The sequence below is a fragment of the Microcystis sp. M079S1 genome (genome assembly GCF_020246425.1).
GTDB lineage: Bacteria > Cyanobacteriota > Cyanobacteriia > Cyanobacteriales > Microcystaceae > Microcystis > Microcystis aeruginosa.
This window is the reverse complement of record NZ_JADBSZ010000314.1, coordinates 1-25977: the sequence shown is the minus strand read 5'-3', so window position 1 is coordinate 25977 and position 25977 is coordinate 1. Positions and strand designations below refer to the sequence as shown.

26 protein-coding genes and 4 pseudogenes are annotated in these 25977 nt (G+C 41.6%); 16 read left to right on the top strand and 14 right to left on the bottom strand.

What is annotated here, in order from left to right; all coding sequences use genetic code 11:
- Positions 1 to 182 precede the first annotated feature (182 nt).
- Positions 183 to 464 (bottom strand): annotated as a pseudogene (locus IM456_RS20320) (helix-turn-helix domain-containing protein); the annotation flags it as partial.
- Positions 465 to 656: 192 nt separating this feature from the next.
- Between IM456_RS20320 and IM456_RS23425 the strand changes: the two are divergent.
- A pseudogene (locus IM456_RS23425) lies at positions 657 to 740 on the top strand (IS200/IS605 family transposase); the annotation flags it as partial.
- 94 nt (positions 741 to 834) lie between these two features.
- Here the strand turns inward: IM456_RS23425 and IM456_RS20315 are convergent.
- The 3 genes and pseudogenes from IM456_RS20315 to IM456_RS20305 all read right to left on the bottom strand — a co-directional run bounded on the left by IM456_RS20315 (position 835) and on the right by IM456_RS20305 (position 2929).
- A complete protein-coding gene (locus tag IM456_RS20315) occupies positions 835 to 1953 on the bottom strand; it encodes a glycosyltransferase family 4 protein (RefSeq protein WP_149986081.1) in 1119 nt (372 codons plus the stop codon).
- A gap of 44 nt (positions 1954 to 1997) precedes the next feature.
- Positions 1998 to 2273 (bottom strand): annotated as a pseudogene (locus IM456_RS20310) (glycosyl transferase family 1); the annotation flags it as partial.
- 2 nt (positions 2274 to 2275) lie between these two features.
- Positions 2276 to 2929 (bottom strand): D-glycero-alpha-D-manno-heptose-1,7-bisphosphate 7-phosphatase, encoded by a 654-nt coding sequence (locus IM456_RS20305; protein WP_287691133.1) that lies wholly within the window; start codon positions 2927 to 2929, stop codon positions 2276 to 2278.
- An 800-nt stretch (positions 2930 to 3729) separates the two neighbouring features.
- Here IM456_RS20305 and IM456_RS20300 point away from each other — a divergent pair.
- The 3 genes from IM456_RS20300 (at position 3730) to IM456_RS20290 (ending at position 6237) form a co-directional block, all read left to right on the top strand.
- Positions 3730 to 4365, top strand: coding sequence for a D-sedoheptulose-7-phosphate isomerase (locus tag IM456_RS20300; protein WP_002758308.1), 636 nt, complete (start codon positions 3730 to 3732; stop codon positions 4363 to 4365).
- 37 nt (positions 4366 to 4402) lie between these two features.
- Positions 4403 to 5428, top strand: coding sequence for a GHMP family kinase ATP-binding protein (locus IM456_RS20295; RefSeq protein ID WP_149986083.1), 1026 nt, complete (start codon positions 4403 to 4405; stop codon positions 5426 to 5428).
- 92 nt (positions 5429 to 5520) lie between these two features.
- Positions 5521 to 6237, top strand: coding sequence for a nucleotidyltransferase family protein (locus IM456_RS20290; protein WP_149986084.1), 717 nt, complete (start codon positions 5521 to 5523; stop codon positions 6235 to 6237).
- On the opposite strand, the gene IM456_RS20285 is transcribed toward IM456_RS20290, so the two are convergent.
- The 3 genes from IM456_RS20285 to IM456_RS20275 all read right to left on the bottom strand — a co-directional run bounded on the left by IM456_RS20285 (position 6215) and on the right by IM456_RS20275 (position 8574).
- Positions 6215 to 6568, bottom strand: coding sequence for a hypothetical protein (locus IM456_RS20285; protein WP_287691134.1), 354 nt, complete (start codon positions 6566 to 6568; stop codon positions 6215 to 6217). The two genes, IM456_RS20290 and IM456_RS20285, sit on opposite strands and share 23 nt — an antisense overlap.
- A gap of 84 nt (positions 6569 to 6652) precedes the next feature.
- Positions 6653 to 7279: a hypothetical protein gene (locus IM456_RS20280; RefSeq protein WP_287691135.1), complete on the bottom strand. Its 627-nt coding sequence runs from the start codon at positions 7277 to 7279 to the stop codon at positions 6653 to 6655.
- Between the two features lie 380 nt (positions 7280 to 7659).
- Complete coding sequence (locus tag IM456_RS20275) at positions 7660 to 8574, bottom strand: glycosyltransferase family protein (protein WP_149986086.1); 915 nt, start codon at positions 8572 to 8574, stop codon at positions 7660 to 7662.
- A 923-nt stretch (positions 8575 to 9497) separates the two neighbouring features.
- Here IM456_RS20275 and cdf31 point away from each other — a divergent pair.
- Positions 9498 to 10424 carry a CDF family zinc efflux transporter Cdf31 gene (gene cdf31 / locus IM456_RS20270; protein ID WP_149986088.1) on the top strand — a complete coding sequence of 309 codons (927 nt, stop codon included), beginning with the start codon at positions 9498 to 9500 and terminating at the stop codon, positions 10422 to 10424.
- A gap of 46 nt (positions 10425 to 10470) precedes the next feature.
- Positions 10471 to 11547: a dTDP-glucose 4,6-dehydratase gene (gene rfbB / locus IM456_RS20265; protein ID WP_149986089.1), complete on the top strand. Its 1077-nt coding sequence runs from the start codon at positions 10471 to 10473 to the stop codon at positions 11545 to 11547.
- A gap of 322 nt (positions 11548 to 11869) precedes the next feature.
- Here the strand turns inward: rfbB and IM456_RS20260 are convergent, their stop codons facing one another.
- The gene (locus tag IM456_RS20260; protein ID WP_172970490.1) at positions 11870 to 12019 is read right to left on the bottom strand and encodes a hypothetical protein; all 150 of its coding nucleotides are present in this window, start codon (positions 12017 to 12019) and stop codon (positions 11870 to 11872) included.
- Here IM456_RS20260 and rpsP point away from each other — a divergent pair.
- Complete coding sequence (rpsP, locus tag IM456_RS20255; protein WP_002780060.1) at positions 12018 to 12266, top strand: 30S ribosomal protein S16; 249 nt, start codon at positions 12018 to 12020, stop codon at positions 12264 to 12266. The genes IM456_RS20260 and rpsP overlap by 2 nt on opposite strands.
- Positions 12259 to 12624 carry a KH domain-containing protein gene (locus IM456_RS20250; RefSeq protein WP_149986090.1) on the top strand — a complete coding sequence of 122 codons (366 nt, stop codon included), beginning with the start codon at positions 12259 to 12261 and terminating at the stop codon, positions 12622 to 12624. The genes rpsP and IM456_RS20250 overlap by 8 nt, the downstream gene beginning before the upstream one ends.
- A 9-nt stretch (positions 12625 to 12633) precedes the next feature.
- Here IM456_RS20250 and obgE read toward each other — a convergent pair whose 3' ends face one another.
- Genes obgE through IM456_RS20235 form a run of 3 tightly spaced genes read right to left on the bottom strand, consistent with a single transcriptional unit; the run spans position 12634 to position 14392 of the window.
- A complete protein-coding gene (obgE, locus tag IM456_RS20245; protein WP_149986091.1) occupies positions 12634 to 13662 on the bottom strand; it encodes a GTPase ObgE in 1029 nt (342 codons plus the stop codon).
- A 44-nt stretch (positions 13663 to 13706) separates the two neighbouring features.
- Positions 13707 to 14174, bottom strand: coding sequence for a type II toxin-antitoxin system VapC family toxin (locus IM456_RS20240; RefSeq protein ID WP_149986092.1), 468 nt, complete (start codon positions 14172 to 14174; stop codon positions 13707 to 13709).
- The gene (locus IM456_RS20235; RefSeq protein WP_110577738.1) at positions 14171 to 14392 is read right to left on the bottom strand and encodes a hypothetical protein; all 222 of its coding nucleotides are present in this window, start codon (positions 14390 to 14392) and stop codon (positions 14171 to 14173) included. Before IM456_RS20235 ends, IM456_RS20240 begins: the two co-directional genes overlap by 4 nt.
- Before the next feature lie 399 nt (positions 14393 to 14791).
- Between IM456_RS20235 and sppA the strand changes: the two genes are divergently transcribed.
- Entirely contained in the window at positions 14792 to 16603 is a 1812-nt protein-coding gene (gene sppA, locus IM456_RS20230) for a signal peptide peptidase SppA (RefSeq protein WP_287691141.1), read from the top strand.
- Positions 16604 to 16657: 54 nt separating this feature from the next.
- The gene (locus IM456_RS20225) at positions 16658 to 18817 is read left to right on the top strand and encodes a ComEC/Rec2 family competence protein (protein ID WP_287691161.1); all 2160 of its coding nucleotides are present in this window, start codon (positions 16658 to 16660) and stop codon (positions 18815 to 18817) included.
- Here IM456_RS20225 and IM456_RS20220 read toward each other — a convergent pair.
- On the bottom strand, positions 18807 to 19337 hold the full coding sequence (locus tag IM456_RS20220; RefSeq protein WP_287691143.1) for a universal stress protein: 531 nt from the start codon (positions 19335 to 19337) through the stop codon (positions 18807 to 18809). The two genes, IM456_RS20225 and IM456_RS20220, sit on opposite strands and share 11 nt — an antisense overlap.
- Before the next feature lie 441 nt (positions 19338 to 19778).
- Between IM456_RS20220 and IM456_RS20215 the strand changes: the two genes are divergently transcribed.
- Together IM456_RS20215 and IM456_RS20210 are read left to right on the top strand one after the other, a co-directional pair.
- Entirely contained in the window at positions 19779 to 20165 is a 387-nt protein-coding gene (locus IM456_RS20215) for a hypothetical protein (protein ID WP_287691145.1), read from the top strand.
- 2 nt (positions 20166 to 20167) lie between these two features.
- Entirely contained in the window at positions 20168 to 21112 is a 945-nt protein-coding gene (locus IM456_RS20210) for an NAD(P)-dependent alcohol dehydrogenase (RefSeq protein WP_287691147.1), read from the top strand.
- Positions 21113 to 21122: 10 nt separating this feature from the next.
- On the opposite strand, the gene IM456_RS20205 is transcribed toward IM456_RS20210, so the two are convergent.
- Positions 21123 to 22358, bottom strand: coding sequence for a bifunctional sterol desaturase/short chain dehydrogenase (locus tag IM456_RS20205; protein ID WP_287691149.1), 1236 nt, complete (start codon positions 22356 to 22358; stop codon positions 21123 to 21125).
- 213 nt (positions 22359 to 22571) lie between these two features.
- Here IM456_RS20205 and IM456_RS20200 point away from each other — a divergent pair, with 213 nt between their 5' ends.
- The 3 genes and pseudogenes from IM456_RS20200 (at position 22572) to IM456_RS20190 (ending at position 24841) form a co-directional block, all read left to right on the top strand.
- Positions 22572 to 23999: a glycosyltransferase family 2 protein gene (locus IM456_RS20200; protein ID WP_287691151.1), complete on the top strand. Its 1428-nt coding sequence runs from the start codon at positions 22572 to 22574 to the stop codon at positions 23997 to 23999.
- A 218-nt stretch (positions 24000 to 24217) separates the two neighbouring features.
- Positions 24218 to 24494: pseudogene (locus IM456_RS20195) on the top strand (hypothetical protein); the annotation flags it as partial.
- Between the two features lie 188 nt (positions 24495 to 24682).
- Positions 24683 to 24841 carry a DUF4351 domain-containing protein gene (locus IM456_RS20190; RefSeq protein WP_353737716.1) on the top strand — a complete coding sequence of 53 codons (159 nt, stop codon included), beginning with the start codon at positions 24683 to 24685 and terminating at the stop codon, positions 24839 to 24841.
- A gap of 8 nt (positions 24842 to 24849) precedes the next feature.
- Here IM456_RS20190 and IM456_RS20185 read toward each other — a convergent pair whose 3' ends face one another.
- A complete protein-coding gene (locus IM456_RS20185) occupies positions 24850 to 25068 on the bottom strand; it encodes a hypothetical protein (RefSeq protein ID WP_287691155.1) in 219 nt (72 codons plus the stop codon).
- A gap of 31 nt (positions 25069 to 25099) precedes the next feature.
- Here IM456_RS20185 and IM456_RS20180 point away from each other — a divergent pair.
- On the top strand, positions 25100 to 25977 hold an 878-nt coding region (locus tag IM456_RS20180), incomplete at its 3' end, for an RpnC/YadD family protein (RefSeq protein WP_287712799.1).

Sequence of the window (25977 nt, the reverse complement as noted above, 5' to 3'; positions counted from 1 at the left end):
TGGCTCTTCGTTACTTGTTATGGTTCGATAGGGGGGCATAAATCGACTAAATCCTTATCTGGCAAGAGACTTAATTGATTAGTTCGCTCTAGAGCAAAAACAATTGACAAAAATCGCTAAATGCCTTTCTATATAAGGGTTACATCCCTTATAACCCCCGTTCATTGCAGAACACAAACCGAAGAGCCAAAAAAGTTAGAGTAGGATTGTTCTAAGTCTCTTAAAGATTGCTGTAAAGGAATAGCTGAGACTTCCCCTAACCATTCTTTTTCTTTTGTTTTTTTTGATTGAGTTAGTCTTTCAGATAACTCTGTATATTTAGGGTTTTTCTCTCCTTTTCGATATAGTTCTTGGCAGTAGGCTAAGGTATCGTTCCACACAACACGCACACACCCGAACAATTGAGACAAAAGCCTCTTTTGTTGGTCTGTTGGGTAAATGCGGTATTGATACCTTGCTTTCATTGGGTTAGAATGGGTGTGTCTGTAGTCTATAATCAGTGATCAGTAAACAGTAAACAGTAAACAGTGATCAGTAATCAGTAATCAGTAAACAGTGATCAGTAAACAGTAAAAAGACAGTAGGAAAATTCTATTTAATACTGCACAGTTAAAAACTCACATCTGATCACTGATAACTGATAACTGATAACTGAATGGTCTCCTAGTTATTTTGTTTCTTCTGTGGGAGGTGTGCCTTATGAAGTTCTTAAGTGCTACATCAAAGAAAAACCGCCGTAAAACGACGGGGTTTTAAACCCAAATTTTCGATAACAGGTAATTGGGCTGTCCTGATGTGAGGAATGATGATAATGAGTCGCCAAAAAGCTCTAGACTACAATTTTGGCAATAATTGGTCGTAGGATTGGATCATTCTTTCGTAAGTAAAGCGAGTGGCATTGATAAAACCTTTTTGTTTCAAATCTTCCAGGCGATCGGGAGCGAGAAGATTTTCTGCAATAATAGTAGCGGCGGCCTCGTGTTCAGTGGGATCGAAATAAACGGCTGCATCGTCAGCGATAACAGTCATGGGGAGACGATTGGAGGTAAAGACGGGACAACCACAGGATTGAGCTTCAATAACGGGAACACCGAATCCTTCCTGAAAGGAGGGAAAAATTAAAGCAGTTGCTAGACAATAAAAGGCGCGTAAGTCATTATCAGAGACGGTTCCTAATTCGATTACTTGTGCGGACAAGTTATTCTGATTAACAAATTCTCGCATATCCGGTAGCAAAGGTTTTCCCATCAAGATCAATCGGCAATTTTCCAGACCGGGGAAAGTGATTAACCTCTTGAATATTTTCAGCAATCCCAATCGATTTTTATACCATTGGTCGCCCCCGACATGAATTAGCCAGGGACAATCACTATTAATGTTAAATTTGGCCACTAGATTTACCGCCGCTGCTCTTGTCATCGGACCGTATCCCTCACTCAAGCAATCCTCGATCACTTCCGTTTGTTCGGGGGTAATTTTGGTTAAACGGAGAACATCGGCACGAGTAGCTTCGGAAGAACAGACAACATATTTAGCCTGTTTGAATCCTCGCAAAATCATCGCCTGATACTGTTTTCCCGTCCAACTGGTGGGATTTTCAGGAATTTCTCCTAGGGCGGAACGAATGGCCAGCAGATCGTGACAGATCACAAAATATTTGCGATCTTTTAGATAGGGAGTTAAATAGGATAACGCCTGATCACAAATGCAGACGATATCGGCCCAATCAAGCTGCTGACGTAACTGCACTGGGAAAATAATTAACTTATCAATATACCCTAACCACTTGCCGATTCCCTGGGGAGAGGATTTCAGTTGACCGAAAATAGGCTGTGCTTGCACTCGCCGAATTTCGTGTCCCTTTTGTCTGAGTCCTTTCTCCACTAAACCGACAAAACGATTGATACTGATCTGCCGATCGTTGACGTAATTTCCCACTATTAAAACTTTCATGATTAGGCTCCAAAAAATCAATTTTTATGGCGGTAAAACTCTCAAACAGTTCCCCCCAGAAAGCGCCCTGTTTGACCGATTAGTTTTGTCAGTCCCTTGTCTTGAGCGGGAATTTGCCGGGGCGGAAATAAGACAAGATGATCGGTAAAGGTTTTGAGTTCTTCGATCTGAGTTTCCGTGACATTCTCCACCCGACGGGCGAACAGGGTGACATCGTGGTTTTGATGAAGACATTTGATCAGGTTAAAAGTTCTCCCCTCGGTTGCCCCGCGACTAGGTGGATAGGGAAAGTTATGGCAAAAAAGGACTAATATTCTCATAATTATGGTTCGGCAGCGGTTTTTGACAATAATTCTACCGTTTCCTTTAGTTGGCTATATACAGGAATCTGAACTGGGTATTTCTCGATCTCCCCAAGGGTGACTTTTCCTCGCCCTGTTAAGAGCAATACGGGCTGACAACCAGCTTCTAGGGCGCATTCTAGATCACTGGCCGCATCGCCGATAAACAACGAGCCGGCTAAGTCGATTCCGTATTGGTGGGCGGCGGCCAGCAGCAGATAGGGGGAGGGTTTGCGGCAGGGACAACCTTCGTCGGGATGGTGCGGGCAGATGGCAAGATCGTGAAAATGCACGCCCAATTGTCGGTATTCCTCGATCATGCGCCCGTGAATCGCCGCTAGATCGTCCCAAGTGAAATAGCCCCTAGCAAGTCCCGATTGATTGGTAATGATGATCAGCAGATAGCCGGCATCCTGCCACTGTTTTAAGGCAGCCGCTGCCCCGGCGGGAATGCTCACCTGTTCTGGTTTACTCAGGTAGGGGATATAGTCAATAACTACCCCATCTCGATCGAGAAATAAGGCTTTGTTCTTTTTTGATCTATCTTCGCTTTCGTGGTCAGAATTGCCAGGAGGTGGCGGAGACGGGTATTTTTGGTCGCCGTCATTGACAGAAATTGCGGGGAAAGGATTCATGATGTGGGACTTTTTCGAGTCGGGGACTAGAATTCTCAGTTCTTCTGTCAGAGACGAGAGCTTGAACCGATGGAAAGACAAAATTCGAGGGATTGTAGCGATTTGTGCTAGTTTTCTCGACTAAATTGCTTCTCCTTACTATCTAGGGCTGGCTGAATAAATCTAAAAACCTTGTTGGGTAAGACTTTTAGATCTTTTGTCAATCAAAAAGTACTGGCTCTGGGAGTGAGCGGGGGGAAATTTAGGCACTTTTTCCCTGAAAATTAGGTAATTGGCCACCTCAAAACTGGGAAAACCCCACACCCCACACCCCACACCCCACACCCTGCCCCCAGGAAAAACTTTTTCAGCAAACCCTATCTAGGTGTTAGAGTATAGCAATCACGGCATATTATACGCCGTCAGGCCTTTGGGCTTTTGATTATATCGGCGGTATTGTCAGGAATTGTTAACATTTTTGTCCAGCCAAACAAAAGGCCAAGACTCGCAAGGGTTGAATCCCCCGCTCAGAAATCCCCCATCCCGGCCAGAATACATCAAAAATTTATTTACAAACAAAACAAATTGTGCTAGAGTTGGCTGCGTTTGTCGTATATTCCGAGAATAACAGGCAAAAGATCACTCTTTTGACTCGATCGCTCTAGGTTTCTCTAGAACTATCATCGGCCTGTTTTTCTTGTCCCGTGATCAATTCTACCATGCTAGGGGTTTTGTACCCAATTAATGGACAGCGATTCTGGTCTTTTGATACTATTGAGAGTTAAATTTATTCAACTAATAAAAATTGGAAAATCAAACCTATGCGAATGGTGGAAAAATCAAACAAAAAATTGGATAGTTTCCAGAGCGATCCCTCTCTGTCAATTTTAATCAAGACTGAATTGGAAGAAGCTTATAACCTGAAGAAAAAACTACTAACCGAGACAAAATATCTAGAGAAAATCCAAGAGATTTGCCAAGTATGTATCCATGCTTATCGCAACAACCACAAAGTATTAGTCGCCGGTAATGGGGGCAGTGCAGCCGATGCTATCCATTTTGGCGGTGAGCTGCACGGCCGATTTCTGAAAGAAAGACAGTCTTTACCAGTTCGCGTCCTCAATAGCGATATCGCCAGTTTAACAGCGATTGCTAACGATTATGGTTACGAATATATTTTTAGCCGCCAGATAGAAGCGGAAGGAAACCCTGGTGATGTGTTTATCGGTATTTCCACTTCGGGAAATTCCGCCAATATCCATCAAGCTCTCAAAGTTTGTCAAGTAAAAGGTCTCACTAGCATCGGTTTAACTGGGGCGAAGGGATTAGCTCTAGAGGAAAAAACCGATTATTGTTTGATGATTCCTAGCACCAGTACCCCGCGCATTCAAGAAGGTCATGGTTTTGTTCTTCATACTATTTGTTTAGCGATCGAAGAAGCGATCTTTCCCAACTAAAATCCCCTAGCAAAAAATCAACCTAAACAGCATACCCATGATCATCAGAACCAAAGCTCCTTTAAGATTAGGTTTAGGTGGTGGCGGCACCGATGTCGAGCCTTACTGTAGTCTTTATGGGGGTTACGTTCTCAACGCTACTATCGATCTCTATGCCTACTGTACAGTCACGGAAATTACTGACAAACAAGTCATTTTTGTTGCCGCCGATCGAGGAGAACAACAAATAGAAACCCTTCAGTTTCCTCTCCCCTATAACGGCGTTCTCGATCTGCATAAAGCGGTCTACAATCGTTTGATTAAAGACTTTAATCAAGGGCAACCTTTGCCGCTGCAAATCACCACCTTTTCCGATGCGCCGGCCGGTTCGGGATTGGGTTCTTCTTCTACCCTAGCCGTGGCCATAGTTAAAGCCTTTGTGGAACTGTTAAAATTACCCCTAGGCGAGTACGATATCGCCCATTTAGCCTACGAGATCGAACGAATTGATCTAGGCTGGTTGGGGGGCAAACAGGATCAGTATGCTGCCACTTTTGGCGGCTTTAATTTTATGGAATTTTATGAACAAGATCGAGTCATAGTTAATCCTTTGAGAATTAAAAATTGGGTGATCAATGAATTAGAAGTCTCTCTGATCCTCTACTATACAGGCATTTCTCGCTACTCATCTCAAGTAATTGAGGATCAAATTCAGAATGTCCAAGAAAAAAATGAGCAGGCGATCGCCGCTACCCATCAACTCAAAAAAGAAGCAATTCTCTTTAAAGAAGCACTGCTTAAATCAGATTTTATGGGGATAGCAGAAATTCTGAGAACTTCTTGGGAAGCGAAAAAGAAATTATCCAAATTAATTAGTAATCCGGAGATCGATCGCATTTATCAGGTAGCTAGGGAAACCGGGGCCTATTCAGGCAAAATATCGGGAGCAGGTGGCGGTGGTTTTATTATCTTTATGGTCGATCCTACCAAGAAAATCGAAGTAATTAAAGCTTTGAAATCAGCAGGAGGCCAAGTGATTAATTTTCACTTTACCAAATACGGAACCCAAGCATGGACATTATAACAAGCCAAGGATCAACGGGGAAGGATTATCCCTGTAACCCTAAAAATAGTTTTTAAAAGATTGGCAATAATTCAAATTTTTGAGGTGTATCTATGGATGTAATTATTCTGGCGGGTGGGTTAGGAACCAGGTTGCGATCAGTGATCAACAGTTTACCAAAACCCATGGCTCCCGTTGCTGACAGACCTTTTTTAGAATATCTATTAGATTACCTAATTTCTCAAAAAATTACCAACAAATTTTTAGTTTCTGTGGGCTATGAACATCAGAAAATTATCGATCATTTTGGCGATAATTACAAGGAATACGAACTGACTTATCTGATAGAAGATACACCCTTGGGAACTGGAGGAGCGATCCAGTTGGCACTAAATAAAATTCAAACCGAACAAGCATTAATTGTTAACGGAGATACCTTGTTTAATGTCAATTTATCCGCCTTAATTAATTTACATAGTCAAAAGAAATCCCTGATGACTGTTGCTCTGAAGCCGCTAACTGACTTTGATCGTTATAATAATGTTCTGCTAGACGATGACCAAAAAATTATCGGGTTTGAATCCAAAAAATATCAAGATAAGGGCTATATTAATGGCGGCATATATTGTGTATGGAAAAACATATTATCCAGCTTTGATCTGCCATCAAAATTTTCTTTTGAGGACGACTTTCTCAAAGTTTATACCGAGAAAATTCCTATGTATGGCTTTATTTCTGACGAATATTTTATTGACATAGGCATCCCCCAAGATTACGAAAAAAGTCAGATTGAATTACCTGAACTTTTTAATTCCCGAAATCAGGTTTAACATCAGGATTAAAATACGAACCGTAAAACTTGGCGACTTTGATCAAATTATGGTCTTGATACCATCTGTGAGCGTTGTCAGCAATTTGCTGAAGTTGAGTCAAATCGAGACTAGACAGATTTTCATCAGCTACTAAATAATGTTTATTATTTTCTACTCCATCGGCTTCAGAAGGGTTATAGTCTGTTAGAACTGGAACCAAACCGTGGGCGGCATAGGCGGCAAAGACAGTGGATTTGCCTAAATCTCTTGGAAAACGGCTATAATCTAGAAAGCCTCCCCGTGAAGTTAACATTAATTCACTAACAACCTGATTAGACTGAAATCCCATAGGGACTATCTCTATTCCTTTGAATTGACCTTCTGTGGTACTCAAATCACAGGGATAACCAACATCATAAATGCGTTCAATGCCTCAAGCTCGACAGGCTTTTAACAGGTTTTTACTGAATTTTGTATAGACTAGGGGGCGAGTGTGCTGGGAACCGAAAACAATAAGGTATGGTGGGCGTTCCTTGAGAGGAGGAATACATTGGGGTTCACCCATAGTAGAAAAATTTGGTAAGCAAATAACTTCAGTTTTTCCAGTCAATCGTGAAACTATATTTTCAATTCTGGAAGTAGTAGTTACGATTGAATCAGCTAATCTTAAGATTTGATAAGAAGTTAGTAAAAATCTAAAAGCGGGGAAAATTATACCTTTTCTTGTGTAAGTTGCGCTGAACTCATGGACTAGGATAATTAATTGAAAGTCTCTAGTTTTTGTGAGATATTGTAATACTCTCAAGAGCCAATGGGGAACATCGTAGTGTCTACAGTTATAATGTAGGAGAACCCCCAAACAATCTGGAGTTATCAATGAAGACAAAACCCTGGGATCGTCCATATTCCTGAGAGATTTATAGTTGATCAAGCGGCTTACTATACCAGTTTCTGCTCTAATCGCTTCAGCTAAAATAACGTTGAAATCTCCATCATTAGTGTAGAATGGAACAATTTGTATAATTTGTTTTTGATTGATTGGTTTTGTTGTGTCAAACATAGATTCCTCCACTCAAGTAAAATCCTAGATGTCTTTGTAAACACGACGCCAACACGGTCAGCGCATCCTAACAATCCTTGACAAAATAAAATTTATGTGGGTTGCTTACCCAGAGGGCGATTCAAGCATATTTGAGGAGAATTTGCCACCTCAATGTTTAGGAAACAACCGACCAAATGGGTCGAGTTCGTAAGCATTTCAATTGATTGCTATCGCTCAAAAGGCATGGAAGGCAATCCTATCACAAAATTGGCCAATTGTCAATAGCGTTTGGGATGCGCTCACCCTGCTTCATGTTCCTTCAGCAGCTTTTCTGGAATTTTGCGAATTAGGAAGTAGATGGGGAGTTGTTGATAACTCATAGGAAGCACGATAATTAGTCATGCTTTCCAGAGACTTTTGATTTTGGTCTTGATGCCATTGTATAACTCCTCGAAGACAAGATTCCAGAAATAACCATACTGGGGAAATCGCTTGACCAGTAAAGCATCGGAAGGAAAAAGAATTCTGGGGGTTTTCATGGAGTAAGGTCTGACTATATATCTTATTTGACTGGGTTCGGGCATCCAATGACCGATATACATATCTTTTTGAAAAAACTTCGCTTGCAGAAATAACCCTAAAGCTCTATCAAATCCCCAGAGAGGCAACCAAGTTAAAATTTCTCCTATCCTCATATTGCGGACAAAATCATCTAAGGCTTCTTTCACCAGGATTGTTTTCCAAATATTATTATTGAAAGGTTCTAGATGATAGCCATGAAAATCTTTTCTTTTGGCGTAGGGCCATAAAGCTAGTCTTAACTCGAAAGGATTATCTAGGGGAGCGATAGGAACTTCCACTAAATCTTGGTATTTATCTTGTCTTTTTCTAGAGATATTTAACTGATTGATAGCGGGTAGCTCCGGCCAGGGAGCTTTAATTTTTTCCTCATCGAGATAATCAATTCCCCCCTTATGGAGACGTAAGAGCCAACTTTGGGGAAAATTATCAAAGTAATCTTTCGCTAAGGCAACCACCTGGGGATGCAAGAAATCATCATCATCGAGAGCCAACACATATTGACCGGAAGCATTGAGAAGACCGACGGCTCTCTGGGCTGTTTCTCCCTGATAAAGACTATGAAAAATTTTCACTCTGGGGTCTTCTACGGAAGCGGTAACTGCCCCGGGAGGATAAACCAAAATAAATTCTACTTCTCCTTGAATTGCCAGAAGTTGTTGCAACCAATATTCGGAAAATTGGCCCAGAGTTGGAGTAACGATTGATAGAATTGGTGTTGACACCTTGTCCATGATAAAAAAATTTTTCCTCTATTTTTTGATGCCATTGTATCATAGGGGACTTGCGCTTTGATAATGTGCCATTTAGGGCTGGTCTGATTCGGCTCTTCTCGACTTTGTGTGATAATTTTTGCTTATAGAATCGTGAAATGTTTACTGGGAAAGACTTTTAGGACTATTTTGCTGAAGAACCTATCAGTATAGACCTCGTTGCCACACAGAAACCAGAAGAGCCCTGAGTCTTCTACAGAGAGATTTTCTGGCTGGGATATTATTCCCACGCAAGTCCCTAGTTCTCCGGCGACAAGGAAAATTTCTGGAAGATCAGAAGGCTAAGAGGTCAAGAGTGGGAATTCAAGAGAAATAAAATCGATATTCAACTTGTTTCCCATCCTAAAATCTGATTTCTAGGTTTTTTTATCTGGCTCTTCGTTCCTGGAGAGTACGAAGTTGAGAGTGGTGAAATCGAGTAACGGTTATGCGGCTAAGTCCAGCAGATCAGGATTGGGGATGGGGTCGGGTTTGGCGGCGAGTAATTTAGGCAAAAGTAGACTGGGTGGGCTTTGCGGGAAAAAGGCTTGGGCGAGGGTGTTGCCGGGCGAGTAGAGCAATCCGCTCGCTCGGGAAGCCATGGCAGGGAAGAGTGGGAAACCAGCGAGGGAAGTCTGCCCAAATGGTCTTAGGCAATTCTAAACTGAGAACTTGGAGCAAACCAAGGGCAAGGGCATTGAGAGTAACAAAACGTTCAAAGGCTTCGACTTTAGCCAAAATTTCAGCCTGAACATCCTGGGGATAGCCAGATTTCCCCCCCCGGCAAGAACTTCCCACTGTCCAGTACTCTAGAAGAGCCAAAAGTAAAAAGGAAAAAAACGGAGATAGGAGTGGGAAAATTAATACTGATAACTGATAACTGATAACTGATAACTGATAATCCTGTGGCTGTTTTAAAAGATAATCGGGCTACCGTCCAAAAGGTTCTCTGGATCACCCTGCTGCTGAACATTTTGGTTATGGCGATCAAAGCGGGGGTGGGTTTGAGAATTGGTGCTTTAAGTCTGCAAGCGGATGCTCTCCATAGTGTCACCGATAGTGCGAATAATGTCTTGGGATTGGTAGCGATGCGGTTTTCCTCTCCCTATCCCGATCGAGATCATCCCTACGGACATCTGAAATACGAAGCGATCGGAGCTTTAGCGATCGCCGCCTTTTTGGGGATTGCCTGTTTTGAAATCTTGCAAGGGGCGGTCATGCGTATTATCAAAGGAGGAAAACCCGTCGAGATTGCAGGTCCTGAGTTATGGCTATTAATTATCGTTTTAGGGGTGAATATTTTTGTCACCTATTATGAAAGATCGGTGGGGCAGCGTGTCGGTAGTGCGATTTTGATTGCCGATGCTCGTCATACCATGAGTGATGTGTGGGTGACAATTACGGTTTTATTGGGTTTAGTCGGGGTTTGGGTGGGCAATACGGCTAATATTCCCAAATTACAATGGTTAGATGTGATTTTGTCCTTTCCCGTCGCTTTTTTGGTGTTTAGCAGTGGTTGGAAAGTCCTGATGGAGAATTTACCTTTGTTAGTGGATGAAATGGCGATCGCTCCTGAAGTGATTCATCAAATTGTGATGGAGGTGCCGGGGGTGCTTAATTGTCATGCGATCGCGTCTCGGGGAGTGGTGGGAAGACAGGTATTTATAGAAATGCACCTAGTTGTCTCCGCTCAAGATGTGGAAACTGCTCACGCAATCACGGAAGCGGTAGAAGCAAGATTAACCCAACAATTTAGCCCTGTGAGAATTTTAATTCACGTTGAACCGCCGGATTATCGTTCCGATCAGATCACTTTTGATGAAGAAGTGTGAAGCAAAAAGGCCTAAAATAAGTAGCAAACTTTTGCTAGAGGTGGCCATGACGACGGAAAATCAAGCTAGAAGCATAGTAGTTACTGGTGGAGCAGGATTTATCGGCTCGAATTTTGTTCATCATTGGTGCGAGAATTATCCTGAGGATCGTGTCATTGTTCTTGATGCTCTTACCTACGCGGGCAATTTGAATAATTTAGCGACACTGAAAGATAGAAAGAATTTTCGTTTTCTGCAAGGGGATATCTGCGATCGAGCTTTAGTTGATGAATTATTTGCTAGTGAAAATATCGATACAGTTGCCCATTTTGCCGCCGAATCCCATGTGGATCGATCGATTCTCGGTCCTGGGGCTTTTGTGCAAACTAATATGGTGGGAACTTTTACTCTATTAGAAAGTTTTCGACAACATTGGTTAAGTAATCATCAACACGATAACTATCGTTTTCTGCACGTTTCCACCGATGAGGTTTATGGCAGTTTAGGAGTAGATGATCCAGCTTTTACCGAAACGACTCCCTATGCTCCTAATAGTCCCTATTCTGCTTCAAAAGCGGGGAGTGATCATCTAGCGAGAGCTTATTTTCATACCTACGGAATGCCGACAATTATTACTAATTGCTCTAATAATTATGGTTCCTACCATTTTCCCGAAAAGTTAATCCCTTTGATGTGTATTAATATTCTTTTGGGTAAACCTTTACCCGTTTATGGTGATGGTCAAAATGTTCGAGATTGGTTATATGTTCGGGATCATTGTCAAGCTTTAGATACAGTTATTCACAAGGGGAAAGCGGGAGAAACCTATAATATTGGCGGAAATAATGAGGTAAAAAATATCGATTTAGTCAGGATGTTATGTGAGTTAATGGATGAATTGGCCACCGATTTACCCGTGAAACCCGCTCAGAATTTAATTACTTTTGTCAAGGACCGGCCCGGACATGATCGCCGGTATGCTATTGATGCCAGTAAAATTCGCACCGAATTAGGTTGGCAACCTCAAGAAACGGTAGAGGGGGGATTAAGAAAAACCATTCAATGGTATCTCGATCATCGGGATTGGTGGCAACCTTTGTTATCCAAAGAATATCAAGAGTATTATGGGAAAGTTTACGGTTAGAGAGGGGTAAAAACTAGACCTCTTGTAAAAATCAAAAATTGTTGTTAGGGTTAGGAGTCAGGAGTCAGGAGCCGGGAGTCAGTAGCCGGGAGTCAGTAGCCGGTCGTTTCAGGCTTTGTTATCCTCTTTTTTTTGTACCAGTTTGTGTACTAAAAGAAGAATAATGCAAGGTTTTTGAAGGTCTTAATCCTATTTTCGCAGCATGAACATCGGATTTTAGCAGGTCAAAAGCCTTATTTTAAAAGGGTTTTACCATTATTCAGCCAACCCTAATTATGCAAGAGGTTTAATTTAATCTTAATTGCGGGTGTGTTAGTTTTGGCTAACACACTTCGACTTTGTACCTCACCATTAAGATATCGGCGTTATTTTCGATAATATCGAAGGGCTGCCGACCGTTCCCTCGATCGCCACTTGTGGAATTACCGCCTGGATGAGTTAGAATCGGAAAGGAGAATTTTTGAGTAACCATGATCAAATTACGTCTAAAACGCTTTGGTAAAAAACGCGAAGCCAGTTATCGTATCGTTGCGGCCGTTAGCACCAGTCGTCGCGATGGTCGTCCCCTAGAGGAGTTAGGATTCTACAATCCCCGCACCGATGAAGTACGTCTGGATGAAGAAGGGATTATCCGACGCTTACAACAAGGCGCGCAACCGACGGACACCGTGCGCGGCATTCTCACCAAACAGAAAATTTTCGAGAAAATCAATGCCTAGTACCCCCAACTATCTCGAACTGGTGAAATTTATGATCGAGCCGTTTTTGGAAGATCCAGCCAGTCTGAGATTGGATATCGAGCGCTGTAAGGAAAATGAACGTCTTTGGGTGCGTGTAGCCTTCGATGATGTCGATAAAGGCAAAGTTTACGGCCGGGGAGGACGCAATTTACAGGCGATTAGAACTACCCTAGAAATGGCGGCCGCGAGTGTGGGTCGCTCTCTTTATCTAGAAGTCTATGCGGCCGAAAATGAAGCTGAACAGCGCCGCACCCGTCGTTCTAATGGTAACTTTGAAGGTACGGAAAGAAGACCGAGCAATCGCCGACCACCCGCACCCCGGCAGCCCAATAACTAACGAGCGATTTTAGGAAAACAGGGAAGGGGTTTCATCCTCGACCCTCTCCAGTTGCTCTAATTGCTGCCAAACTTTGGCGAGTAAAGTGGTTAATCCGGCTCCCGTAACAGCGGAAATAGTCAAAATCTCGGCATTGGTTATTTTAGCAAACTGCTTTTGATATTTATCTATCGTTTCCTCGTCCACAGCATCAATTTTGTTGAAAACCAGTATTTGCGATCGCTTTTCCAATTCCCGACCATAGGCGGCTAATTCTCCTTGGATAATTTGATAATCGGCGATCGGGTCTTCTGATGTCAAGGAGACAAGATGAATTAACAGGCGTGTGCGTTCGATATGGCGCAAAAATTCGTGTCCTAAGCCGATTCCTAGGTGCGCTCCCTCGATTAATCCCGGAATATCGGCGAATACCGTCCCATCTCCCGTGGGTTTGCGTACCACTCCCAAGTTAGGAATGAGAGTCGTAAAGGGATAATCGGCGATTTTGGGACGAGCAGAGGAAACAGCCGAGATTAGGGTGGATTTTCCCGCATTGGGCAGCCCGATAATGCCCACTTCCGCTAATAACTTCAATTCTAGGCGTAAATGGCGTTTTTCTCCGTCTAAACCGGGTAAAGCGTATTCGGGTGCGCGATTATTATTACTTAAAAAGTGGCGGTTGCCTAATCCCCCTTTTCCCCCGGCAGCCACGATTAAAGTCTGTTCGGGAGTGACCAAATCGCCGATAATTTCCTCGCTATCGAGATCGTAAACCACTGTACCACAGGGAACTTTAATAATGCGATCGCTACCGTTGGACCCGGTGCAGTTGTTCGGGCCGCCCCGTTTACCGTCATCGGCCTTAAAATAGCGACTATACTGGAAATCTAGCAGGGTTTGCAGGTTCTGAGTCGCCACGAAAATCACCGAACCACCTTTTCCCCCATTACCTCCGGCCGGACCGCCAGCGGGGACGTATTTTTCCCGACGGAAAGCGACAATTCCATCACCTCCCTTACCCCCTTCTACTTCTATTTCGGCGCGATCAATAAACTGCATAAGATTAAGTAATTAAAGTGAAAAAATGATCAATATCAAAGCTGTTATAGGTTAACATCTTGCCAATTTAAAGCTTCTGCGAATCCCTGAAAATGTTTGACATTAGTAGTAGCGATGACTAGATAACGACTCGGATATTGTTTTTTTAATAACTGCCAATGAGCAAGAATAATAATATCTACGTCAATATTGTAATTATCAGCCGTTTGTTTGCCAATCTTTCGAGTTTCTACCCAAATTTGTGACGCTTCTAACATCACCTCGGTATCTAAATTTAAAAAATCAATGACATTGCGTAATTCATTAAGATTATCTAGGCTATTAAAGGAATTTTTTTTGACCGATTCTAATAATAGGCTTCTTCTGACTTCATAATCACAGATATCGGAACTAACTACATAAACGCCTTTGGACAAAAGTGAATAAAGCCAGTCTTCGCATTCAGCAGGTTTACCCGCTTTTTTAGGATGAGTTAATAAACCCAAAACCCCCGAATCGATAAAGACAATCATCCTTGGCTATAAAGCTTTGAACCCAAAGGACGAGCATTATCAATCGCAGTCTGAAAATTGAGCAAACACTCAGAAATTTGTTGGTCTTGCTCATCGGTTATTTGTGACCGTTTTTGTCGTCTTTGTTCTAAGATAGCCAAAGCCGAACGATTTCGTTTAATTTGTTCTTTTCGATCCCAATCCGGATAATTGACGAGTTTGGGTTTTAATTGATTCATCTCTTTTAAGTAGGTAGGTGTTAAAAATTGCCAGACATCCCCCTTATCAAGGGGGGAAGGGGGGATCAAAGACAGAATCTATCTTCAATTTAATTGATTCATCTCTTTGACTGGAAATTGTCTATCACAATCTTAGCCGATCCCTTGACCAAGAACAAGAGGTAACAGGCCTCCCCTTTCAAGGGGATGAAAATTCAAATCTTGCTGATTTCAAGCTACCGACGACCAGTGATAGTCACTGATAACTGATAACTGGTAACTGATAACTGAAATGACACCTCACAACTCCAGTCACTATCCTCAATAATTTTAGTACATTTGTTTGCAGATAAAAAACTTGTTTCTGGGCGGGGAATCCCTACAATGGAAAACAGGATAATTAGTAGTGGATAGAAACCGATGGGGCAGTTTTTTAAACAAGCTTTCGCTAGTTGCTTGGGAACTTTATTGGGATTATTGGCATTTTCGACCTTAGGTGTGGGGGGATTAGCATTTTTACTGCTTTCTTCCCTTATTTCTAGCGATAGCTCCCTAGTTAAGGAAAAATCAGTCTTAGTTTTTAACTTAGCCACCAATATCAGCGATGCTCCCCCTAGTTCCAGTTTAGCCGATAGTTTGACCGGTGAGAGTACGACCACTTTAAATTTGCGACAGGTGATAGCGGCGATCGAAAAGGCCGCCCTTGATGATAACATTGTCGGTCTGTTACTCTATGGTCGCGACAATATCGGTGAATATGGCTATGCTACCCTGACGGAAGTGCGGCAAGCTTTGGCAAAATTTCGCCAATCGGGTAAAAAAATTATCGCCTACGATATGGAATGGACGGAAAAGGAATATTATCTCGCTTCCGTTGCTGAAACGGTGATTATTAATCCCGTGGGGAGAATGGAAATTAATGGTTTAAGTAGTCAACAAACCTTTTTTGCCGATGCACTAGAAAAGTATGGTGTGGGGGTACAAGTGGTAAAAGTGGGTTCTTTTAAAGGTGCAGTGGAACCCTATACGCGTCAGGATTTAAGTGTCCAGAATCGTCAGCAGCTGCAAACCCTACTCGATACAATTTGGTCTAACTATAGTTCCACAGTGGCCAAAAGTCGCAATTTAACCCCCCAACAGGTGCAAACTATTTCTGATACTCAAGGTATTCTGGAAGCAACCACGGCGAAAAAGGCGGGTTTTGTTGATGAAGTGGCCTATTTAGATCGAGTAATTGTTTTAGCTAAAGAGTTGACGGGAGAAGCAAAAAATAAAACTAATGAGGAGGGAAATTCTGGCTCTTTTTCGCAAATTTCTTTAGCTAATTATGCTAGTTCTCTCGATGAGGAGGAAAATAGTAGCGATCAAATAGCGATAGTTTATGCAGAAGGGACAATCGTAGAAGGTCAGGGAGATAGAGGCCAAATCGGTGGGGATAAATTGGCGAAGGAACTGCGAAAATTACAGGGGAAGGAGGAGGTGAAAGCGGTAGTTTTGCGGATCAATAGTCCGGGGGGAAGTGCCACCGCTTCTGAGGTGATTCTGCGGGAAATTAAGCGTTTAGATGCGACCAAACCGGTAATTATTTCTATGGGTGATGTGGCAGCTTCTGGGGGTTATTGGATCGCCATGGGGGGTCAAAGAATTTTTGCCGATAATGATACAATTACTGGTTCCATCGGTGTGTTTGGATTATTGTTAAATATCCAGAAGATTGCTAATAATAATGGCATCGATTGGGATACAGTGAAAACTGGAGAATTAGCCGATATATCTACTATTACCAGACCGAAAAATCCCCAAGAATTAGAAATTTATCAAGCGGCAGTTAATCGGTTCTATGATTTATTTATCGAGACGGTAGCCAAGGGGCGAAAATTATCCCCAGACAAGGTTAGAACTGTGGCCCAAGGTCGTGTCTGGACGGGAAAAGATGCGGTTAAAATTGGTTTAGTTGATCAAATTGGTGGTCTAGAAGTGGCAGTACAATATGCGGCCAAAACAGCTAAATTAGGGGATGATTGGAGTCTTCAAGAATATCCTCGATCGCAAAGTTGGCAAGAAGAACTTCTCTCTAATTTCTTGCAAACCTATCTTCCTCCTCTCACTAAAAATAATTACCCTTTGACGCAGGAATGGCAAAATTTTCAGCAGGAATTATTGAAGTTACCGACATTTAACGATCCCCATAGTGTTTATGCTAAGTTACTTTTTAATCTCGATTTTCGCTGATACTTAGGTAAAAATAATGCTCCCTAATTCTGAAATTCTTTGACAAAAATTTCTATGAATCGCCCTAATAGTGTGATTTTTGGTTTAGCCTATATTCTGGGATTATTATCTACAGGTCTGGTAGATTTTAGTCCCCAGTTAAACCGATGGCAAGAAGTGGTAATTAGAATTGTTATTCTTAGTCTAATTACCACGTTAACCACAATTTTTATCCGTCGTTTTTGGTGGCAAAGTCCCCAGAAAAAAATTTGGCTGATAGCGGGATTAATAGCTATATTTGCCGTTGTTTATCTAGAAATTCGCACTCCTTACCCCAGCGCAAACGATATCAGTCATCTTTTAAAAAATAATGTGGTTAACTCTATTAAAATCACGGGGAGTATTATATCAGAAATCCGTCTCAATCGCCGAGAAAATTTACAATTTTGGTTAGAAGTAAAAGAATTTAGCCTTAGGAATTTACCCACAAAAAAATCCGAGGGTAAACTCTACGTTACTCTACCCAATCTAGCAGAAAATCAGGTTTATCCCGGACAAGAAATAACAGTTAAAGGATTACTTTATCGTCCCCGTCGTGCCAATAATCCTAGTGCTTTTGACTTTGCTAATTATCTAGCGCGTCAGGGTGCTTTTGCTGGTTTAAAAGGGGAAATAATTATTGATAAAAAATCACCGACTTGGGGAGTTTGGCAGATTCGTCAGCGCATTGTTGAGGCACAAATTCAAGGAATAGGCCAAGAAAAAGGCACTTTATTAAGTTCGATTACCCTCGGACGACAAGCGGTTAATTTGCCAGCAAAAATCACAGATTTATTTATTAAAACTGGATTAGCTCACATTTTAGCAGCTTCTGGCTTTCATGTGTCTATTTTGTTGGGATTTGTTTTAACTATTACTCGCAATTTATCACCCAAAAAACAGTTTATTATTGCCGTTACTATCTTAATAATTTACGGCACCTTAACAGGGTTACAACCTTCAGTTATGCGGGCGATTTTGATGGGAATTGGGGCATTAATCGGTCTGCTTTATAATCGACAAGTTAATAGTTTAGGCTCCCTGTTACTAGCAGCTACAATTCTATTATTATGGCAACCTCTCTGGATTTGGGATTTAGGATTTCAGCTAAGTTTTTTAGCGACTTTGGGATTAATTATTACCGTTCCCTTACTGAAAAATAAAATTGACTATTTCCCTAATTTAATCGCTGAACCTATAGCTATTAGTCTAGCTGCCACTCTCTGGACTATGCCTTTATTAATGTTTACCTTTAACTCGATCGCTCTTTATAATATCCCGATTAACATTATCACAACTCCTCTAGTTACCCTGATTAGTTTAGGAGGAGTTTTTACTGCTTTTTTAGGTTTAATTTATCCCCCTTTGGGCAGTATCAGCGCTAGTATTCTCTATTACCCTCTAGAGTTATTACTGCAAATTACCACCTTTTTTAGTCGGCTTCCTTTTAGTACCTACTCCACAGGTAAATTATCTTTAGGAGTGATGTTAATTATTTATATTTGCCTTACCTTAATCTGCTTTAATATCTGGTTTCGTCAACGGTGGCATTTAGTTGGTTTATTTATCCTCACTTTAATTTTAATACCGATTATTTATCAGCATTTTACTTTAACTCAGGTGACAGTTTTAGCCACCAAATCGCAACCGGTAATCATTATTCAAAATCGAGGAAATACTCTCTTAATTAATGGGGAGGAACCCGCAACAGCACGTTATACAGTTTTGCCTTTTTTGCGACAGGAGGGAATTAATCAAATACAAGGAGCAATAACCGTCAATAATTCGGCGCAATTCTCAACTATCAGTCAGAGCATACCAATCCAAAAAACTATTACTTTATCCCAGTTAGAAAAATTTAATCTTGGCGAAATTACTGGACAATTGATCGAGAAAAATTTATTTAAATTTCAGGTAAAAAATCAATCTTGGCTATGGATTGTCAACCCGAAAAATCCCGTTAATTTATCCCAAGAATTCAGCCCTCTAGTGTTATTATGGCAGGGAAGTAATCTAGATAAACAATGGTTAGAGTCCATTCGACCTCAAACAGCGATCGCTGTCACCACCAATCTCTCCCGCAATGCCAAAAATCAACTGAGAAAGGCCCGGATTAAGACTTACTGGACCGGGAGAGATGGAGCGATTCAATGGACAGCAAAAAATGGATTTCAACCCTTTCTAATTAATGAGTAATTTGTACTACCAAAACTGAACAGGGAGCATGATGCACCACATAATTACTGACACTACCTAAGATTAGCTCAGATAAACCCGATCGACCGTGACGACCAACAATAATTAAATCTATCCCCTCTTGCTGGGCAACTTGACAAATTTTCTGCCCCGGATCACCGATATAATAATCAGCCTTGGCCGTGATATTATCTTCCTTAGCTCGATCGACTAAACCGTTTAACCAAGCTTGTAATTCCGCTTGCATTTCTTCGGTGATTTGTTGTTCTAAGGCGATCATATCGGAGGGATAACCGCCACCATAACCGATCAGATTACCATAAATAAAAGTTTCCGTGTAGGGGGTCAAAGGTTTGGACAGACTATAAATAATCCGCAACTCACTAGCGTAGGTTTTCGCTAAGAGAATAGCCGTATTCAAAACCTCTGGAGTGGGATCTTGATAATCCACAGCCACGAGAATTTTATTATAGAGTTTGTTGGTATCCTGATCGACTGAGATTGTTTCCGTATTATCCATAGAATTAGCCTCCTCGATAGCAGATAACGTCAGGGTTGAAGTTATTCTTTTTTCCCATCGGCTGCCAGCAATACCCTGGGGAAATAGCCAAAAATTGCTGAAAGCTGATGATTGATAGTTGACGCTCCTCTACCTCTAGTGTGACATTTTTCGGATGATTTAGCTGAATTAGCAAAAAAATTAACAATTTCCCCTACTGTCACCCCTATCCTCACTTATGGCAGTTATCTTAATGGTGAGGTATGAAGTTTTCGTTTTGGTGAGACTCCGAGACGATACCCGATCAGTTTATACTTCATCTTTATGAGAAACGCCGTAACTAGAAAAATGGCCAATTAATGGGATAAATGCAATTTTTGTCTTTTTCTCTTGCCTTGAGAGATTTGCCCAGAGCAGCTACGGTATATAATGCAATTAGAGCGAGTTCTAAACCAACAACTTATGATTAGTCGCTACATTGTTGCATGGCTCCCGATGATCGTAATAGGAATTAGTAACGGTATTCTCAGGGAAAGCACCTACGGAAAATATCTCGATGAACTACGCGCTCATCAAATTTCTACCCTGACAGGAATCCTCTTTTTTAGTCTTTATATTGGCACTCTTGTCTATTTTTGGGGTCTAGAATCGTCCGGTCAAGCAATTACCATCGGTTTAATTTGGTTACTATTAACAGTGGGTTTTGAATTTCTGTTCGGCCATTTTATCGCTGGTCACTCTTGGTCAAGATTAGGGCAAGATTATAATCTTTTAGCGGGACGAGTTTGGATTTTTGTTCTCTTGGTCATTACTTTTGCTCCCTTACTATTTTATCAACTTTTTTCTTAATTATGAAAGCTATTATCATTAATCGCTATGGCGATAGTAATGTTCTCCAATACATAGACATAGAAAAGCCAATTCCCCAAGCTAAGGAAGTCTTAATTAAGATTATGGCAGCGGGAATTAATCCGATTGATTGGAAGATTCGTCGGGGGATGCTCAAAATAGCCACAGGTAATAAGTTTCCCCTGCAATTAGGTTTTGATTATGGAGGAATTATCGTTGAAAAAGGCAGTCAGGTGGAACAATTTCAGATCGGAGATGAGGTTTTTGGTTTTCTCAATCAATTGCCCGGTAAAACCTATGCTGAATATGCAATTATTCCCGCTTCCCTCTTAGTTAAAAAACCGCATAATCAGAGTTTTATTGAAGCTGCCGCCACTCCTTTAGCTGCTTCTACCGCTTTGCAAGTCTTGCGAGATTTTGGCAATATTCAAGCAGGAAATCGGATTTTAGTTAATGGTGCATCGGGAGGAGTGGGTAGTTTTGCTGTGCAGATAGGAAAAATTTTCTCCGCAGAAGTAGATGGAGTTTGTAGTAGTAAAAATATCGATTATGTCACCTCTTTAGGAGCCGATAAAGTTATCGATTATACTCAAGAAGATTGGAGAAAAACCGAGCGGAAATATGATATAATCTTCGATGCTGTGGCTAAGTCTTCTTTTTGGCACTGTCGTCAGCTTTTAAAACCCCAAGGCACCTATATAACCACCCTCCCAAATCCCGGAATTATCCTCCTAAATTATCTCGGTGCTTGGTTGCCCCAAAAAGGGAAACTGATATTTTTTGCTCAAGCACAAGCGTCCGACTGGCAATTTCTCAAAGAAGCGATCGAATCGGGAAAATTAACTGTTAGAATCGATCGCACCTATACTTTTTCCCAGGTGGCAGCAGCTCATAGTTATAGTGAATCGGAAAGAGTGCGAGGAAAAATAGTCCTGATACCCGATTAAGGATAAATAGTTAGGGATTTTTCTGTTTTTTTGGGGAACGAGTAAATAGTTTTAAGTAGGTAGAAACAGAGAATTCTTTAATTGGGAAGGTGATAAAAGTCAAGGGATTAATAGTAATAATAATATTGCGGCTATCCCTCTGTACCGCCTTGATAATCTGTTTAGCCACCCAATCGGCGGACATAATACCCACAGGATTTAAATTACTCTTAAAAGGGCCAAGAATTAGCTTTCTTACCACACAGGGAGCATCTAAACGACGCAGGGTAATCATATCACCGATCGCTCGTTTACTGAGTTCGTAGAGGGGACTAAAGGCAGGATTAACCTCCGCTTCCGAGGTATTCACCCAGACTTCCTTGCGGGCAATTTGCTCGTTAGTGCGGACAGTTTTGAAGAATAATTCCATTAAACGCCAGACGGAAAAAGTATTCACTTCGTAGGCTAATTCGATCGCTTCTGGGGTTCTTTGGCCGTGGACATTAACGCCATGATTTAAAATTAGTATATCTACAGACTTAAATAGGTCTTCAAGTTGCGTTTCTTCACCGATTTGCCATTTTACGGTTTTTATGGGTACTGATTCGCCGTTAATTTCAATAGCGATCGCATTCTCCCCAGAAGTGAGCGCGATTACCTTGGCTCCCTTCAGTTGTAGGTACTTTAACAGCGATCGCCCTAAAGTTCCATTCGCTCCGGTAATGGCGATCGTTTTGCCCTTGAGAGAAAGTGCCGTCCCCATCAATTTATCCATAAAGGTAAAAGTGCCACAATAATAAGCCTTTTGGTTATCAAAATGGTGTCGCCAGTGGTAGGTACGATTAACGCGCCATGGAGCGGGTAAACTCTCAAATTGCCCCGGACGATGGGTTAAATCGGTTAATTCGTCCAGATTTGCCATACCTAAACCTCGACCGATCGCCGTACTGAGAAAAGCCAAAGTATAAAGGGAGCCTAACCAACCCAACCAAGGGCGATCGAACCCCCAATAGTAGGCCAGTAGTACAGGCAAAACACTGGCAGCCAACATAACCAAGGCCTCCGGTACATCATTGTACCAGTGCGCCCGACGATAAATTTCCTCGCTCATGACCGACAGATCGGGACGAAAAACCCGATGATGCCAGACGTGCAGACGATAAAGGGGCTGCCAATGGTGGGCCAGAGCATGATAGCAATCACGCACGATCTCCACCCAAATAATTGAGCCACAAATCAGTCCGACACAGAGGAGCAGGTTTGACATAGGGGATAAATGTTAAATTTTCTCAACGAATGTAAACAAAGTAATCTTAGCCCAAAAAAGCGCATTTATCGGGTAAAAGGAACCAATAGCCTGAAAAACTGGGGTTTCTTTCCCGAAAAAAACTTAAGATTCCGTTAAAAATTTTAACAATTTTCGGTAAGATAAAGCAAGAAATAAGCTTCTATTTGAACAGTTACTTAACCTGAGTCGATTATGGCAGAAAATTATTGGTCGCGAGAGGATGATAACGAAGAATTAGACCCGATCGGTTCCCTCCTATCTGACTGGTCCGATCCCGAAGACGAGGAGGAGGAATTTAGGAGCGAAATTTTTCAAGGCCGATCAGGACGCAGACAGAAAGCGGCTTTTAGCCTCATGGCGATCTGGACAATAATTATCGTACTTCATTGGCTGAGTTGGGGTTATTGGGCAATTATCGCCTTAACTATGGTACTATCGGGGCAAGCTTTGCGGCTGCTGTTCACGAAACCAGAAACTCCGCCAATTCCTTTACCAGATTGGGATTTAACCTCTGTCCCCAGGGTTTCCCTCTTAGTAGCGGCCAAAAATGAAGAAACCGTAATCACGAAACTGGTTAATTATCTCTGTCATCTAGACTATCCCCAAGATAAGTTAGAAGTCTGGATCGTCGATGACTATAGTACCGATAACACGGGTGCGATTCTCGATCGCCTTGCTTTAGAATATCCCCAATTAAAAATTCTCCATCGTCCTGCTAATGCTGGAGGTGGCAAGTCCGGGGCCTTGAATCAGGTTTTATCCCTAACTAACGGGGAAATTATCGGCGTATTCGATGCCGATGCGGGATTATCCTCCGATTTACTGCGTCATGTGGTCCCAATGTTCGAGGATCGAGAAGTGGGTGCGGTACAGGTGCGAAAAGCGATCGCCAATGCCGCCGAAAACTTCTGGACAAAAGGACAAGCGGTAGAAATGATCTTTGATAGCTGTTTCCAACAGCAACGGATCGCGGTGGGAGGGATCGGAGAATTGCGCGGAAATGGTCAATTTGTCCGTCGTAGTGCCTTAAATCGTTGCGGGGGTTGGAATGAACAAACGATCACCGACGATCTTGATTTAACTATTCGTCTCCATATCGATAATTGGAAAATTAATGTCTTAAATTTTCCCGCAGTAGCAGAAGAAGGGGTGACAACTGCGATCGCTTTATGGCATCAGCGCAATCGTTGGGCCGAAGGTGGTTTTCAGCGTTATCTCGACTATTGGAAAGCGATTTTAAAGTCTCCCATGCCTTGGCCAAAAAAGTTTGATTTAATTGCTTTTTTGCTCGTTCAATATATCTTACCTGCGGCCGCTATTCCCGATCTTTTAATCACTATTACCCAGCATCAAGCTCCGATTTTAACTCCTTTAACTGGTTTGGCTCTTTCCCTTTCTCTCTGGGGGATGGTGACAGGATTAATCCGAGTCAATACGGGTAGAAAATTCACTTTCGCTCTCGGTTTAGACATCCTTGCTCAAACCCTTCGCGGCATGATTTATATGATGCACTGGTTTATTATTATTCCCAGTGTCAGCCTACGGATGGCTTTGCGTCCTAAACGTTTAAAATGGGTGAAAACCGTGCATCTGGGGGAACATCTCAGTGCCGAAGTTTAATTTTCGAGGATAGACTCCAAAAACTTTGGACTGATCAGGCTCGAAATCCCCTGTCAGTCAAGGTTACAGCCTTTGGAAACCCCTTTTGGAAAAATTTCCAATTTCCTTAATTATGCTTGCTGCCAATAATGTGTTAATTTAGATACAGAATTGAATTCCGTGACAGCACTGGGGTGGCGAAAAGCGCTCGCTCCAGTTTTTTTTGTGATCGGTTAGTGGAATGTCTGCGCTTGTTAATTACTTTAAGGTTAGATGAGGCTGCAATTAATTTCCGGATTTATTGATACTTATCTCAATCTAAATCCAGTCGAAGAGATACAATTTCAAGAAGAGATTAGCACATTTAGTCAACCCGTACAGGAGGGAGTTATGCAAATTACCACCAGTTGGATGCGTCAAGGTATTGAACAAGGTATCGAACAAGGTATTGAACAAGGTATTGAACAAGGTATCGAACGCGAAAAGACATTGATTCTTCGTCAAATTAAACGTAAGGATTCAGGTGCCTCAAATGCAGTCACAGAGCGGCTTCTAAAATCTCAGAACTCGCTAAACTAACAGGTTCATTCTCAATAAGCACGAAAATTAAGGCTTTCAGCGTTTCTTAATGAGAATGAGGATTTGTCCATAATTCGCCTAAATGCTTACACAGCATGGGTTTGACTGCTTTTTGTATGACCTGAATCCTTACAATTAAACGAAAGTTAGGGGAGATTAATTTTTCCTTAGAAACTAAAATTATGGAGTTAAGTATTGATGATGTAGAAGTATTAGGAGAAGCTTTATTCGATTTCTCTACGGTTGAAGATTTAATCAATTGGTTAAATACTTTAACTGCCTAGCTTTGACGTTAGCGATCGCATCTTCGCAACAACCCGCTAAAATTGTCATTATCAGGGAGTAATTGAGAACCACAGAAAACGGGTTTCTCCGAGAAACCCGTTTTCTGAACTTCTGGAGAAAGGTTAACACGGAAAGTATCCCCCTCTCCTCCTAGGTTAGGGGGTGAGGTCATAACAATCCGTTGCCAAAACCGACTTTTCAGAATATAATAGAGAAGAGTAGTCATTCATCACTCAGATTAGTTAAGATGATATTAGATGACTAATAATATTGACCACGATCGCTTATTTAAGGAGTTAATCTCCACCTTTTTTGTCGAATTTATTGAGTTATTTTTTCCTCAATTGATAGATTATTTAGATAGGGACTCGATTACTTTTTTAGACAAAGAAGTATTTACCGATGTCACGGAAGGAGAAAGGTATGAAAGTGATTTAGTCGCACAGGTTAAGTTTCGAGGAAAGGAATCTTTTTTTCTGATTCATGTGGAGGCGCAGGAAAGTTCCCGAAAGTGGTTTAACCGGCGAATGTTTACTTATTTTGCTCGCTTTCATGAGAAATTTGTCTTCCCGATTTATCCGATTGTAATTTTTTCTTATTCAAAGCCAAAAAGAGCAGCGATTAGTCAATATGTAGTCGATTTTCCCGATTTTAAGGTCTTAGAATTTAACTATCAAGTAGTGCAGTTAAATCGATTAAATTGGCGAGATTTTCTCAATCAACCGAATCCGGTTGCTTCAGCTTTGATGGCGAAGATGAACATTGCAGAGAAAGAGCGAGCAAAAGTTAAGGCGGAATGTCTGCGCTTGTTAATTACTTTAAAGTTAAATCCTGCAAAAATGCAATTAATTTCTGGATTTATTGATACTTATCTCAATCTAAATCCGGTCGAAGAGATACAATTTCAACAAGAGATTAGCACATTTAGTCAACCCGTACAGGAGGGAGTTATGCAAATTACTACCAGTTGGATGCGTCAAGGTATCGAACAAGGTATTGAACGCGGTATCGAACAAGGTATTGAACGCGGTATCGAACAAGGTATCGAACAAGGTATTGAACGGGAAAAGACATTGATTCTTCGTCAACTTAAACGCAAGTTAGGGGAGATTAATCCTTCATTGGAAACTAAAAT

Bases quoted from the DNA above. Each gene is read 5' to 3' on its own strand.
- IM456_RS20275 (WP_149986086.1), bottom strand. From the start codon at position 8,574: ATGGACAAGGTGTCAACACCAATTCTATCAATCGTTACTCCAACTCTG.
- IM456_RS20200 (WP_287691151.1), top strand. From the start codon at position 22,572: ATGGCAGAAAATTATTGGTCGCGAGAGGATGATAACGAAGAATTAGAC.
- IM456_RS20285 (WP_287691134.1), bottom strand. From the start codon at position 6,568: ATGGGATTTCAGTCTAATCAGGTTGTTAGTGAATTAATGTTAACTTCA.
- IM456_RS20250 (WP_149986090.1), top strand. From the start codon at position 12,259: ATGCCTAGTACCCCCAACTATCTCGAACTGGTGAAATTTATGATCGAG.
- IM456_RS20290 (WP_149986084.1), top strand. From the start codon at position 5,521: ATGGATGTAATTATTCTGGCGGGTGGGTTAGGAACCAGGTTGCGATCA.
- IM456_RS20215 (WP_287691145.1), top strand. From the start codon at position 19,779: ATGATTAGTCGCTACATTGTTGCATGGCTCCCGATGATCGTAATAGGA.
- sppA (WP_287691141.1), top strand. From the start codon at position 14,792: ATGGGGCAGTTTTTTAAACAAGCTTTCGCTAGTTGCTTGGGAACTTTA.
- IM456_RS20225 (WP_287691161.1), top strand. From the start codon at position 16,658: ATGAATCGCCCTAATAGTGTGATTTTTGGTTTAGCCTATATTCTGGGA.
- IM456_RS20235 (WP_110577738.1), bottom strand. From the start codon at position 14,392: ATGAATCAATTAAAACCCAAACTCGTCAATTATCCGGATTGGGATCGA.
- IM456_RS20220 (WP_287691143.1), bottom strand. From the start codon at position 19,337: ATGGATAATACGGAAACAATCTCAGTCGATCAGGATACCAACAAACTC.
- IM456_RS20295 (WP_149986083.1), top strand. From the start codon at position 4,403: ATGATCATCAGAACCAAAGCTCCTTTAAGATTAGGTTTAGGTGGTGGC.
- IM456_RS20185 (WP_287691155.1), bottom strand. From the start codon at position 25,068: ATGACTACTCTTCTCTATTATATTCTGAAAAGTCGGTTTTGGCAACGG.
- IM456_RS20205 (WP_287691149.1), bottom strand. From the start codon at position 22,358: ATGTCAAACCTGCTCCTCTGTGTCGGACTGATTTGTGGCTCAATTATT.
- IM456_RS20315 (WP_149986081.1), bottom strand. From the start codon at position 1,953: ATGAAAGTTTTAATAGTGGGAAATTACGTCAACGATCGGCAGATCAGT.
- IM456_RS20240 (WP_149986092.1), bottom strand. From the start codon at position 14,174: ATGATTGTCTTTATCGATTCGGGGGTTTTGGGTTTATTAACTCATCCT.
- rpsP (WP_002780060.1), top strand. From the start codon at position 12,018: ATGATCAAATTACGTCTAAAACGCTTTGGTAAAAAACGCGAAGCCAGT.
- rfbB (WP_149986089.1), top strand. From the start codon at position 10,471: ATGACGACGGAAAATCAAGCTAGAAGCATAGTAGTTACTGGTGGAGCA.
- obgE (WP_149986091.1), bottom strand. From the start codon at position 13,662: ATGCAGTTTATTGATCGCGCCGAAATAGAAGTAGAAGGGGGTAAGGGA.
- IM456_RS20210 (WP_287691147.1), top strand. From the start codon at position 20,168: ATGAAAGCTATTATCATTAATCGCTATGGCGATAGTAATGTTCTCCAA.
- IM456_RS20305 (WP_287691133.1), bottom strand. From the start codon at position 2,929: ATGAATCCTTTCCCCGCAATTTCTGTCAATGACGGCGACCAAAAATAC.
- IM456_RS20280 (WP_287691135.1), bottom strand. From the start codon at position 7,279: ATGTTTGACACAACAAAACCAATCAATCAAAAACAAATTATACAAATT.
- IM456_RS20260 (WP_172970490.1), bottom strand. From the start codon at position 12,019: ATGGTTACTCAAAAATTCTCCTTTCCGATTCTAACTCATCCAGGCGGT.
- IM456_RS20300 (WP_002758308.1), top strand. From the start codon at position 3,730: ATGCGAATGGTGGAAAAATCAAACAAAAAATTGGATAGTTTCCAGAGC.